This window comes from Paraburkholderia sp. UCT70, from assembly GCF_050434085.1.
GTDB lineage: Bacteria > Pseudomonadota > Gammaproteobacteria > Burkholderiales > Burkholderiaceae > Paraburkholderia > Paraburkholderia tuberum.
The window spans coordinates 2238613-2250612 of record NZ_JBNPVZ010000004.1 but is presented as its reverse complement, the minus strand read 5'-3'; the positions used below and the strand labels follow the sequence as shown (position 1 = coordinate 2250612).

The window sequence follows — 12000 nt, the reverse complement described above, 5'->3', positions numbered from 1 at the left end:
TGCTTATACCTGTGCGTCCGCTGCAGCATCCGCTTGCCAAACGCAGTGGATCGTTTCAACTGCCCGCTCGTCACCGTCCGCGTCGATCCGTCCGACAGGGCGGCGGGCCCATCTGAGAGTGTCATGTCTACAGCGACCCACGCCGCTTCCACCACCGAAGAATCCAAGGTCAAGACAGTGTTCCGCGTTGTCAGCGGCAACTTTCTTGAAATGTACGACTTCATGGTCTATGGCTACTACGCTTCCGCGATCGCCAAGACCTACTTTCCTGGCGGCAGCGATTTCGCGTCGCTGATGCTGTCGCTGTCCGTGTTCGGCGCGGGCTTCCTGATGCGTCCGCTCGGCGCGATCGTGCTCGGCGCCTACATCGACCATCACGGCCGTCGCAAAGGCCTGATCCTCACACTGAGCCTGATGGCGCTCGGCACCCTGACGGTCGCGACGATACCGGGCTACGCGACCATCGGGCTCGTGGCGCCCGTGCTGGTGCTGCTCGGCCGGCTGCTGCAAGGCTTCTCCGCCGGCGCTGAGCTCGGCGGCGTGTCGGTGTATCTGTCGGAGATCGCGACGAAGGGCAACAAGGGCTTCTATTGCTCGTGGCAATCGGGCAGCCAGCAGGTCGCGGTGGTATTCGCCGCGCTGATCGGCGTGATGCTCAACAAGATTCTGCCCGCCGAGCAGATGTTCGCGTGGGGCTGGCGCGTGCCGTTCCTGATCGGCTGTCTGATCGTGCCGTTCCTGTTCATCATCCGCCGCTCGCTGCAGGAAACCGAGGAGTTCACGGCGCGCAAGCATCGTCCGAGCGTGGGCGAGATCCTGAAGTCGATGCTCGCGAACTACCCGATCGTGCTGGGCGGCATGGGCATGGTCGTCATGACGACCGTGTCGTTCTACATGATCACCGCTTACACGCCGACCTTCGGCAGGGAAGTGCTGAAGCTGTCGGCGATCGACGGGCTCGTCGTCACCGTCTGCGTCGGTATCTCAAATCTGATCTGGCTGCCGTTGTCCGGCGCGTTGTCGGACCGCATCGGCCGCCGTCCGGTGCTGCTCGCGTTCACGATCCTGACGATCCTCACCGCGTATCCGGCGCTGCAATGGCTCGTCGCCGAACCGTCGTTCGCGCGTCTGCTCGCCGTGCAGCTGTGGTTGTCGTTCCTGTACGGCTGCTACAACGGCGCGATGGTCGTCGCGCTGACCGAAGTGATGCCGGTCGAAGTGCGAACCGCTGGCTTCTCGCTCGCGTACAGTCTCGCGACGACGATCGGCGGCTTCACGCCGGCCATCGCCACGCTGCTGATCCACGTGACCAGCAACAAGGCGGCGCCGGGCCTGGTCCTCGGCGTGGCGGCAATCTGCGGTCTGCTCGCGACGCTGTTCCTGTATCGCACGCCGGAGTCACGCAATCAGTATCGGGCGGCCTGACGGTTTACTTCGTGTTCTGAAAACAAAAGACCCCGCGAAAGCGGGGTTTTTTGTTTGCGGCGCGTGGTCTGTGGCTACCCATGCCGCAATTCGTTAGCGACCACCTCGACGACTTCATCCCACGCGCCCGGCCGCGGCTGACGCACGAGCGTCGCGCCGGGATACCACGGGCTGCGCGTGTCGCCGTCGAACCAGCGCCAGTCGGCGGCGAACGGCAGCATCAGCCACAGCGGCTTGCGCAGCGCGCCCGCGAGGTGCGCGATCGACGTGTCGATCGACACCACCGCGTCGAGCCGCTCGACGATCGCCCCGGTATCCGCGAAATCATCGATACGGTGGTCGAAGCGATGGATCGCGGCCGCGCGCGGATGCGCGTCGAGCGCCGCGCGGTCGTCCTCGGACAGATCGGGCTGCAACACGATCCAGTCGATGCCATCCAGTGCGAACAGCGGCTCCAGCGCGGCGAGCGGCATCGTGCGGGTTTCGTTGCGCTGGATGCGCCCCGACCATGCGATCCCGATCTTGCGCTTCGCCTGACCGCCGAGCGAGCCGCGCCATTTGCGGCCATAGGCCGGCGGCACGCTCAGATAGGGCGTGCGCGCGTCAATCGTGTCGTAGCGCGTGCCGAGCGCTAGCGGCAGGCTCAAGAGCGGAATCTGCAGATCGGCGGCGGGGCGCGGCTGGCCCTGCGCGATCAGCGAGACGCGCCATGCCTGCGCGACGGGCGCGAAGAGCGGCACCAACTGCGGCTGCACTTCCAGCACGACGCGTGCGGCGCGAAGCGCTGCGCGCGGTACGAAGCGCACGAACTGCAGCGTGTCGCCGAAACCCTGTTCGGCATGGATCAGCAGCGTGTAATTTTCGATCGACTCGCCGTGCCAGCGCGGCAACGTCTGGATCACCGGTTGCGCGACGGTTTGCAAGCGCCATTCGTATTCGGGCAGCCCGCGCTCGAAGTCGCGCATCGCGAGCCACGCGAGCGCACGGTTCATATGCGCGGACGCGAGATCCGGGCGCAGCCGCAACGCCTGATCGAGCGCGCGCACCGCGGCCGCGCGCGCGCCGAGCGCCTGGTGCGCGGTGCCGAGCGCAAGCCACGCGAGCGCGAATTGCGGATCGAGCCCGACCGCGCGCTCCAGATACGGCAGCGCCTGTTCGGCACAGCCGAGCGCCGCGAGCGCGTTGCCTATGCCATAGATCGCGGGCGGCAGGTTCGGCTGCAGACGCAGCGCCGCTTCAAATGACGCGACTGCCTGCGCATGGCGGCCGGTCGCATCGAACGTATTCGCGAGATTGAAGTGCGCGGCGACGAAGCGCGGCGCGGCGGCGAGCGCGGCCTCGAAGCAGGGCACCGCCTCGTTCGGCCGATCGAGCGCGTTCAGCGACATGCCCATGTTGTTCAGCGCGCCCGCGTGACCGGGGCGCAGCTCGAGCGCGCGCCGGAACGACTCGATCGCGTCCGCGTGACGGCCGAGCGCGTGCAGCGCGTTGCCGAGATTGTTGTGCGACGACGCGTCGTTCGGCTGCAGGCGCAGCGAACGTTCGAACGCATCGGCGGCGTCTTCGTGACGGCCTAGCGACGCGTACGCGTTGCCGAGGTTGTAGTGCGCCATCGGGAAGCTCGGCGCGAGCGTCAGCGCGTTGCGGAACTGCTCGATCGCGGCGTCGATCTGGCCGAGCGCCTTCAGCGCATTGCCGAGGTTCAGCTGCAGCGCCGCGTCTTCGGGGCGCAGATCGACCGCGCGCCGCACCAGCGCCGCCGCTTCGGCGTGCTGGCCCTGCTGGTGGCGCAGCACGCCGAGCAGATGCAGCGCGTCGACGTGGCTGGGGTCGTGGTCGAGCGTGGCGCGGTAGCCGCGTTCGGCGTCGTCGAGGCGGCCGTCACGATGCGCCGCGAACGCGCGGTCAAATACAGGTTGCATGACGGGGAGGGCATTTGGATCAATCAGACTGAGGGCGCATTTTCCCATACTTGCGCAAGCGGCCCGGATTTGCGCGGAGCGTGAGTTCATGGGCAACGACGGATGGAACCCCGCGCGACCCGTCTTGCCGACGCGCGATTGATGCAGCGCACCCGTGTGCGCAAGAGCGGCGGCGTACACTAGAACGCATTGTTGCCTCTGGAGTTCCGCATGGACGCTGCCGCCTACGACGCGTCGCCGGTGCTGATCGTCGGGGCCGGTCCCACCGGACTTGCCGCAGCGTTGAGTCTCGCGCGCGCCCACATCCCCCTGCGCCTGATCGACAAGGCACCGCAGCCGAACCCTTACTCGCGCGCGATCGGCATTCAGGCACGTACGCTAGAACTGCTCGAGCAGCATCGGCTGGTCGAACCGTTTCTCGAGCTCGGCCATCGCGCGCGCGTGGCGAATCTGTTTTCGAACGGCATGCGGCTTGCGCAGCTCGATTTCGACCCGTTGCACACGCGCTATCCCTATCTGCTGTTTCTCGACCAGTCGGTGACCGAGCGGCTCCTGACCGAGCATCTGGCGACGCTCGGCGTGAAGGTCGAGCGCGGCGTCGAGCTCGTGGCGTTCATGCAAGGCTCCGCGAGCGTTCAGGCGACCTTGCGCCGCGCGGACGGCCGCACGGAAGCCATGCGCCCGTCGTATCTGATCGCGGCCGATGGCGCGCACAGTTCGATTCGCCATCGCCTCGACCTGAACTTCGAGGGCAAGACCTTCGACCAGACCTTTCTGCTCGCCGACCTGCACGCCGAAACCGACTGGCCCGACGACGAGTTCCATATCTTCGCGTCGGGCGACGGTCTCGTCGCGCTGTTTCCGATGGGCCACGGCCGCCATCGTCTGATCGCCGATCATGCGGTCGAGCCGTCGGGCAGCGCCGCACCGCCGGCCCCCGCGGTGCTCGGCGAGCCGCCGCTGGAGCGGGCGCCGGCGCCGTCGCTCGAACAATGCAAGGCGCTGATCGCGCGACGCGTGCGCGAGCGCGTCGACGTGTCGGATCTGGCGTGGTCGGCGTACTTCCACGTGAACAGCCGGATGGTCGATCGGCTGCGCGTGGGCCGCATCTTCCTCGCCGGCGATGCCGCGCACGTACACAGCCCCGCGGCCGCACAAGGCATGAACACCGGCATCCAGGAAGCGCTCAATCTCGGCTGGAAGCTCGCGCGCGTGATCGGCGGCGCGGCGCCGGATCGTCTGCTCGACACGTATCACGCCGAGCGACATCCGATCGAGCGCGAGGTGCTGCGGCAGACCGGTTTCATCACGCAGATGGCCGAGGCCGATCATGGACCGATGAAGCTGCTGCGCGAGCGCGTGATGCCGGTGCTGGCCACGCTCGGTCCGCTGCGCGATGCCGCACGCGCGACGATCAGCGAGCTGTCGATCCAATACCGGCGCAGTCCGCTGACGCTCGAACGCGTGCTCGACGGCGGCCCGCGCGCGGGCGAGCGCGCACCCGATGCGCTCGTGCACGTCGTCGACGGTCCGCTCGGGCGCGCGCCGGGTGTCGGCTGCATTTTCGATCTGCACGATCCGGCGTTCTTCTCGCTGTTTCTGCTGTTGCCGCCGCTGCCCGTCGATGGCACGCCGCTCGATCCCGCCGCAAAACATGCACCGCCGCCGGACCCCGAAGTAGAAAAGCTCGCCGCCGAGGTCGAGCGGCTGCTGCCGAACGCGGTGCGGATCTGGCGCGTCACCGATACGAGCGGCGACGGCGGCCCGGCGTTGTCCGAATCGTATGGGCGCACGCGGCCGTCGTTTTATCTGGTGCGGCCCGACGGCTACATCAGCGCGCGCGGACGCACCGGCTCGGACCTGCACGGTCTCGTACGGCACTGCGAAGCGTGGTTTACGGTTGGGGGAGAGATATCGGAACAGGCGACGTTGTGATTGGCGCCGCCTGTTGCCTGGCATGGGCACGCACGCGGCAGCAGATCGCGCCGCCGTGCCTGGTTGATTGGGGGAAACGGCCCGAGCCTAAGCCGCCGGCGCCTGGGCCTGCGCCGGCGTCAACTTCTCGCGATACCTGACGATCGCCTCGCGCGTGAAGTCCGATAGCGCGATGTCATACGTGTCCGGCGCTTCGTCGAGCGTCGCGAGCAGCGCGCGCCGCATGCGCGGCTCCCAGAAGCGGCGGATGTGTTCGGCGACGCCGGTCAGCGCTTCCTCGTGGTCGGGCATCGACTCGAAGAAGTCGCCGATCCGGTTCGCCATGTCGATCAGATTCCGATTGTCCATGGCTCGCCTCACTTGCCCGCGGTGACGGCCGCGGCCGCATTGGCCAGCTCGCGCTGCTTCAGCAGTTCGAGCTGTTCGCTATTGAAGCGCGAATAGTCCTTCTGCCATTGCGACGGCTGCTCGACCGGCATCACCTGCACCGCGGTCACCTTGTATTCGGGGCAGTTGGTCGCCCAGTCGGAGCTGTCGGTCGTGATCACGTTCGCGCCCGATTCGGGGAAGTGGAACGTCGTATAGACGACGCCCGGCTGCATCCGCTCCGTCACCTTCGCGCGCAACACGGTCTGCCCCGCGCGCGATTCGATGCCGACCCAGTCGCCGGTTTTGATGCCGCGTTCCTCGGCATCGTGCGGATGCAGTTCGAGCCGGTCTTCGTCATGCCAGCGCGAGTTCTCGGTGCGGCGCGTCTGCGCGCCGACGTTGTACTGCGACAGAATGCGCCCGGTCGTCAGCAGCAACGGATACTTGCGCGTGACCTTCTCCGGCGATGCGATGAACTTCGTGATCACGAACCTGCCCTTGCCGCGCACGAAGGTGTCGACGTGCATCGTCGGCGTGCCGTCGGGAGCGTCCTCGTTGCATGGCCACTGGATGCTGCCCATTTCGTCGATCTTCTGGTACGACACGCCGTGGAAGGTCGGTGTGAGCCGCGCGATTTCGTCCATGATCTCGGACGGATGCGTGTAGTCCATCTCGTAGCCGAGCGCGCGCGACAGCAACTGCGTGACTTCCCAGTCCGCGTAGCCGCCGAGCGGCGGCATCACCTTGCGCACGCGCGAGATGCGGCGCTCGGCATTGGTGAACGTGCCGTCCTTTTCGAGGAACGACGAGCCGGGCAGCAGCACGTGTGCATACTTGGCGGTCTCGTTCAGGAAGATGTCCTGCACGACGATGCATTCCATCGACGACAGCGCCGCCGCCACATGATGCGTGTTCGGGTCCGACTGCACGATGTCCTCGCCCTGGCAGTACAGACCCTTGAAACTGCCGTGCAGCGCGGCGTCGAACATGTTCGGAATGCGCAGGCCAGGTTCCGGTTGCAGCGTGACGGCCCAGGCGTTTTCGAACTGCGTGCGCACGAGCGGATCGCCGATGTGACGATAGCCGGGCAGCTCGTGCGGGAACGAGCCCATGTCGCACGAACCCTGCACGTTGTTCTGGCCGCGCAGCGGATTCACGCCGACACCTTCGCGGCCGATGTTGCCGGTCGCCATCGCCAGGTTCGCGATGCCGATCACCATCGTCGAGCCTTGCGCGTGTTCGGTAACGCCGAGGCCGTAGTAGATCGCGGCGTTGCCGGCGCTCGCGTAGATGCGCGCGGCTTCGCGTACCTGTTGCGCGGGCACGCCGGTCGCCGCTTCGGTCGCTTCCGGCGAGTTCTCCGGCAGCGCGACGAAATCGCGCCACTGTTCGAACGCGCGGGTTTCGCAGCGCTCGGCGACGAACGCTTCGTCGAGCAGGCCTTCGGTGACGATCACGTGCGCGAGCGCGTTGACGATCGCGACGTTGGTGCCGGGCCGCAATTGCAGATGATGCGACGCCTTCACGTGCGGCGTATCGACGATGTCGATCCGGCGCGGATCGACGACGATCAGCTTCGCACCCTCGCGCACGCGCCGCTTCAGACGCGAGGCGAACACCGGGTGGCCGTCGGTCGGATTCGCGCCGATCACCATGATGACGTCGGCCTTATCGACCGATGCGAACGTCTGGGTGCCCGCCGATTCGCCGATCGTGGTTTTCAGACCGTAGCCGGTCGGCGAATGGCAGACGCGCGCGCAGGTGTCGACGTTGTTGTTGCCGAACGCGGCGCGCACGAGCTTCTGCACGAGGTAAGTCTCTTCGTTCGTGCAGCGCGACGACGTGATGCCGCCGATCGAATCGCGCCCATGCTTCGCCTGGATGCGACGGAATTCCGATGCCGCGTACGAGATCGCTTCGTCCCAGCTGACTTCGCGCCACGGGTCGGTGATCGTCGCGCGGATCATCGGCTTCGTGATGCGGTCCTTGTGCGTCGCGTAGCCCCATGCGAAGCGACCCTTTACGCACGCATGGCCTTCGTTGGCCTGGCCGTTCTTGTGCGGCACCATCCGCACGACCTGGTTGCCCTTCATCTCTGCCTTCAACGAGCAACCGACGCCGCAATAGGCACAGGTGGTGACGACCGAGTGCTCGGGCTGGCCGAGCATCACGACGGACTTTTCCTGCAAGGTCGCGGTCGGGCACGCGGCCACGCAGGCGCCGCACGACACGCACTCCGATTCCATGAACGGCTGGTTCTCGCTGGCCGCGACGCGAGATTCGAAGCCGCGTCCGGTGATCGTCAGCGCGAACGTGCCCTGGGTTTCCTCGCACGCGCGCACGCAGCGATTGCAGACGATGCACTTCGCCGGGTCGTACGTGAAGTACGGATTCGATTCGTCCTTTTTGTCCTTCAGATGATTCGCGCCGTCGAAGCCGTAGCGCACTTCGCGCAGGCCGGTCACGCCCGCCATGTCCTGCAGTTCGCAGTCGCCGTTGGCGGGGCAGGTCAGGCAATCGAGCGGATGGTCGGAGATGTACAGCTCCATCACGTTGCGACGCAGCGACTGCAGACGGTCGGTCTGCGTGCGCACCTTCATGCCGGCTTCGACCGGTGTCGTGCATGAGGCGGGATAGCCGCGCCGCCCTTCGATTTCGACGAGACACAGGCGGCATGAGCCGAACGGTTCGAGCGAATCGGTCGCGCACAGCTTCGGCACGTTGACGCCAGCTTCAGCCGCCGCGCGCATCACCGACGTGCCGGCCGGTACGGTCACCGCCTGGCCGTCGATTTCGAGCGTCACGTCGACGTCCGAGTGGCGGGCGGGGGTGCCGTAGTCGGTCTCGTCGGAGAAGGCGCTGGCGGCGCGTGCCAGGGCTTGCGACTTGCATGCGCAGTTGCCTGAGCCGCAGCCGCCCCCCAGGGGGACTTCCTTCGGGGCGCCGGCGGGGGAGTTGAACTGGTCGGACATGGTGAACTCCTGGAGTCAGGCCGCGGCCGCTTTGGTGGCGTGGTCGGCAGTGGGATCGGCGGCGAGACCGAAGTCTTCAGGGAAATGATCGAGCGCGGACAGCACCGGATAGGGCGTCATGCCGCCCATCGCGCACAACGAGCCGGCTACCATCGTGTCGCACAGATCGCGCAGCAATTGCACCTGACGCGTCGACGTGTCGCCGCTGCGAATCCGCGCGATCACCTCGACGCCGCGCGTCGAGCCGATCCGGCACGGCGTGCATTTGCCGCACGATTCGAGTGCGCAGAAGTGCATCGCGTATTGCGCGAGTTCGGCAAGGTTCGACGTGTCGTCATGCACGACCAGACCGCCGTGGCCGATCACCGCGCCGACCGCCGCATAGGCTTCATAGTCCATCGGAATGTCCCACTGGCTTGGCGGCAGATAGGTGCCGAGCGGACCGCCGACCTGCACCGCGCGCGCCGGCCGGCCGCTCGCGGTGCCGCCGCCGAAGTCGTCGAGCAGTTGGCGCAATGTCACGCCGAACGCGAGTTCGACGAGACCGCCTCGCTTGATGTTGCCGGCCAGTTGGAACGGCAGCGTGCCACGCGAGCGGCCCATGCCGAAGTCTTTATAGAACGCGGCGCCGCGCGCGAAGATGATCGGCACGGTGGCGAGCGTGATCGCGTTGTTGATCACGGTGGGCTGGCCATAAAGACCCACGAGTGCGGGCACCGGCGGCTTTGCGCGGACGATGCCGCGCTTGCCTTCGAGCGATTCCAGCATCGCGGTTTCCTCGCCGCACACATACGAGCCCGCGCCTTTCGCCACGAACAGCTCGAAACGCTGCCCGCTCGAGAGCACGCTGTCGCCGAGCCAGCCGGCTGTGCGCGCACGGGCGATGGCAGCTTCAAGCGTCGCGATCGAGTGCGGGTATTCGCTGCGCACATAGATGTAGCCGACGCTCGCGCCGGTCACGACGCCGGCGATGATCATGCCTTCGATGAGCACGTACGGATCGCTTTCCATCACGAGACGATCGGAGAAGGTGCCGGAATCGCCTTCGTCGGCATTGCAGACGACGTACTTCTGCGGGGCTTTCGCGCCGCGCACCGTGCGCCACTTGATGCCGGCCGGGAAGGCCGCGCCGCCGCGGCCGCGCAGACCGGATTCGATCAGCGCTTCGCAGGCGGCATCGCCGTCGGTTTGCAGGGCGTTGCGTAGGCCTTCGAGGCCGCCGTGCGCGACGTAATCGTCGATGGACAGCGGGTCGGTGATGCCGATCCGCGCGAAGGTCAGGCGCTGCTGCTTCTTCAGATACGGAATCTCGTCGACCACGCCGACGCGCCGCGCATGCTCGCCGCCCTCGACGAAGCCCGCGTCGAACAGCGCGGCGACGTCTTCCACGTCGACATTCGCATAGCCGATGCGGCCTTCGGGCGTCGCAACTTCGACGAGCGGTTCGAGCCACAGCAACCCGCGCGAACCGTTGCGGATCAGTTCGATCGCAATGCCGCGGCGCGCGGCTTCGCTGGCAATGGCTTCGGCCAGCGCATCGGCGCCGAGCGCGAGCGCCGACGAATCTCGCGGAACATAGATGCGCGTCATGCCGGCACCTCCACGCATTTGCGGGCAGCGGCGAACAGCGCGTCGAATTTTTGCGGCGACACGCGCGCGTGCAGCGTGCCGTTGAGCATCATCGCCGGCGACAGCGCGCATTGGCCGAGGCAGTACACCGATTCGAGCTCCACCGTTGCGCCGTCATGGTGACCGGCGTCGAAGCGGCAACCGGTGTGCGCCTCGATGTGCTGGGCAAGCGCCTCGGTGCCCATGCTGCGGCACGCTTCGGCGCGGCACAGCTGCACCGTGACGGGCGCGGCCGGTGAGGTGCGAAAGTGATGGTAGTAAGTGATGACGCCGTGCACTTCCGCTCGCGACAGGTTCAGCGCGCGGGCGAGCGGTCCGACCGCCGCGGGTGGCACAAAGCCGAGTTCGTCCTGGATCGCGTGCAGGATCGTGATGAGTGTGCGGCCCGGCTGCGCGTGACGTTGCACGAGCTGATCCGGCGCCGTGGCGAGAGAATCGTCCAAAGGGGGCTCCTCCAAAGCGATATATGCACTTGTTATTCATAATGCATGCACGTATGCTTCGCTTATTCGATATGGTATAGCCGAAAGATAGGCGCGCCGACCGGCGCGCGCAATAGGAAACAGTCAAACATATATGGTCAGGATCGAATGTCAGGTCGATCTGGTGGTCAAGGGCGCGGACGGCCGCGAGGCCAGCCTGTCTGACGTGGTGCCGCTGCTCGCGCTCGTCGATGTATCTGGCAGCATTGCGCAGGCCGCGGCGCTTAAGGGTTTGTCCTATCGGCACGCATGGGGCTTGCTGCGCAGCATCGAGGAGCGGCTTGGTGGTCCTCTGATCGCGAAAGAGCGTGGGCGCGGCTCGGCGTTGTCCGAGCTCGGTCACGCGGTGCTGCGCGGGCAGCGGCTCTGCGGCGAGCGGCTCGACGGCAATTTGCAGGCCCTCGCGAGCGAAGTGGCGAGCGATCTGAACCGCTGGCTTGCGCCTCCCGCCGATGACGTGCGCATCCACGCGTCGCACGGTTACGCGGTGGCCGCGCTCGTTACGGCGCTGGTCGCCAACGATCTGCCAGTCGAGATCAAGTACCGCGACAGCGCCGAGGCGGTCAGTGCGCTCGCGCGCGGCGAGTGCGATCTGGCGGGCTTTCATCTGCCGCTCGGCGAGTTCCGCGCGGTGTGTGCCGATACCTACCGGCGCTGGCTCGATCCGCAACGCCATGTGCTCGTGCATCTGACCCGACGCAAGCAGGGCCTATTCATCGGCAAGGGCAATCCGAAGCGGATCGGCGGGCTTGGCGATCTGGCGCGCGACGACATCCGTTTCGTCAACCGCCAGCCCGGCTCGGGTACGCGGATGCTGCTCGATCTCGCGCTGCGACAGGTCGGTGTGGACCCGGACCGCGTCAACGGCTATGCGTCGACCGAGCTGACGCACTCGGCGATCGCGGCGTTCGTCGCGAGCGGCATGGCGGACATAGGCTTCGGCGTCGAACCGGCCGCGCATCATTTCGGGCTCGACTTCATTCCGATCGTCGACGAGGACTATTACTTCGCGTGCGATCGCGCGCACCTCTCTCGCGCGCCGCTCGCGACGGTGATCAACCTGTTGCGCGGCAGCGCGTTTCACCAACGCGTCGAGCAACTCGCCGGCTACGATCCGTGCGACTGCGGCAGGCTCGTCGATCTGGACGAGGGGCTCGGCGGGGCGCTCGCGTAACGGCGGAGTAAGAGCCTGTAACCAGAAAAGCGGTGGCGCTCGGCGTGCGCGGCTGCGCAGCGCGCCGGTTTCGGCTACTCTCTTGGCTTCGT

General features: G+C 66.7%; 8 protein-coding genes. 3 read left to right on the top strand and 5 right to left on the bottom strand.

Annotated features, from left to right (window positions below):
- Window positions 1-123: 123 nt before the first annotated feature.
- The gene (locus OKW41_RS35955) at window positions 124-1425 is read left to right on the top strand and encodes an MFS transporter (protein WP_429575517.1); all 1302 of its coding nucleotides are present in this window, start codon (window positions 124-126) and stop codon (window positions 1423-1425) included.
- A gap of 74 nt (window positions 1426-1499) precedes the next feature.
- Here OKW41_RS35955 and OKW41_RS35950 read toward each other — a convergent pair whose 3' ends face one another.
- On the bottom strand, window positions 1500-3347 hold the full coding sequence (locus tag OKW41_RS35950) for a tetratricopeptide repeat protein (RefSeq protein WP_429575516.1): 1848 nt from the start codon (window positions 3345-3347) through the stop codon (window positions 1500-1502).
- A gap of 210 nt (window positions 3348-3557) precedes the next feature.
- On the opposite strand from OKW41_RS35950, the gene OKW41_RS35945 reads away from it, so the two are divergent.
- Window positions 3558-5282: an FAD-dependent monooxygenase gene (locus tag OKW41_RS35945; protein ID WP_429575515.1), complete on the top strand. Its 1725-nt coding sequence runs from the start codon at window positions 3558-3560 to the stop codon at window positions 5280-5282.
- 87 nt (window positions 5283-5369) lie between these two features.
- Here OKW41_RS35945 and OKW41_RS35940 read toward each other — a convergent pair whose 3' ends face one another.
- The 4 genes from OKW41_RS35940 to OKW41_RS35925 are packed head-to-tail and all read right to left on the bottom strand — an operon-like array spanning window position 5370 to window position 10695.
- A complete protein-coding gene (locus OKW41_RS35940; RefSeq protein WP_018421400.1) occupies window positions 5370-5630 on the bottom strand; it encodes a formate dehydrogenase subunit delta in 261 nt (86 codons plus the stop codon).
- Between the two features lie 8 nt (window positions 5631-5638).
- A complete protein-coding gene (fdhF, locus tag OKW41_RS35935; protein WP_429575514.1) occupies window positions 5639-8623 on the bottom strand; it encodes a formate dehydrogenase subunit alpha in 2985 nt (994 codons plus the stop codon).
- Window positions 8624-8638: 15 nt separating this feature from the next.
- The gene (locus tag OKW41_RS35930; protein ID WP_429451179.1) at window positions 8639-10213 is read right to left on the bottom strand and encodes a formate dehydrogenase beta subunit; all 1575 of its coding nucleotides are present in this window, start codon (window positions 10211-10213) and stop codon (window positions 8639-8641) included.
- Window positions 10210-10695: an NAD(P)H-dependent oxidoreductase subunit E gene (locus OKW41_RS35925; protein WP_184011028.1), complete on the bottom strand. Its 486-nt coding sequence runs from the start codon at window positions 10693-10695 to the stop codon at window positions 10210-10212. The genes OKW41_RS35930 and OKW41_RS35925 overlap by 4 nt, the downstream gene beginning before the upstream one ends.
- A gap of 133 nt (window positions 10696-10828) precedes the next feature.
- Here OKW41_RS35925 and OKW41_RS35920 point away from each other — a divergent pair, with 133 nt between their 5' ends.
- Window positions 10829-11908, top strand: a complete 1080-nt coding sequence (locus tag OKW41_RS35920) for a substrate-binding domain-containing protein (protein ID WP_429451177.1) — start codon at window positions 10829-10831, stop codon at window positions 11906-11908.
- Window positions 11909-12000: the final 92 nt, after the last annotated feature.

Bases quoted from the DNA above. Each gene is read 5' to 3' on its own strand.
- OKW41_RS35950 (WP_429575516.1), bottom strand. From the start codon at position 3,347: ATGCAACCTGTATTTGACCGCGCGTTCGCGGCGCATCGTGACGGCCGC.
- fdhF (WP_429575514.1), bottom strand. From the start codon at position 8,623: ATGTCCGACCAGTTCAACTCCCCCGCCGGCGCCCCGAAGGAAGTCCCC.
- OKW41_RS35940 (WP_018421400.1), bottom strand. From the start codon at position 5,630: ATGGACAATCGGAATCTGATCGACATGGCGAACCGGATCGGCGACTTC.
- OKW41_RS35955 (WP_429575517.1), top strand. From the start codon at position 124: ATGTCTACAGCGACCCACGCCGCTTCCACCACCGAAGAATCCAAGGTC.
- OKW41_RS35930 (WP_429451179.1), bottom strand. From the start codon at position 10,213: ATGACGCGCATCTATGTTCCGCGAGATTCGTCGGCGCTCGCGCTCGGC.
- OKW41_RS35945 (WP_429575515.1), top strand. From the start codon at position 3,558: ATGGACGCTGCCGCCTACGACGCGTCGCCGGTGCTGATCGTCGGGGCC.
- OKW41_RS35920 (WP_429451177.1), top strand. From the start codon at position 10,829: ATGGTCAGGATCGAATGTCAGGTCGATCTGGTGGTCAAGGGCGCGGAC.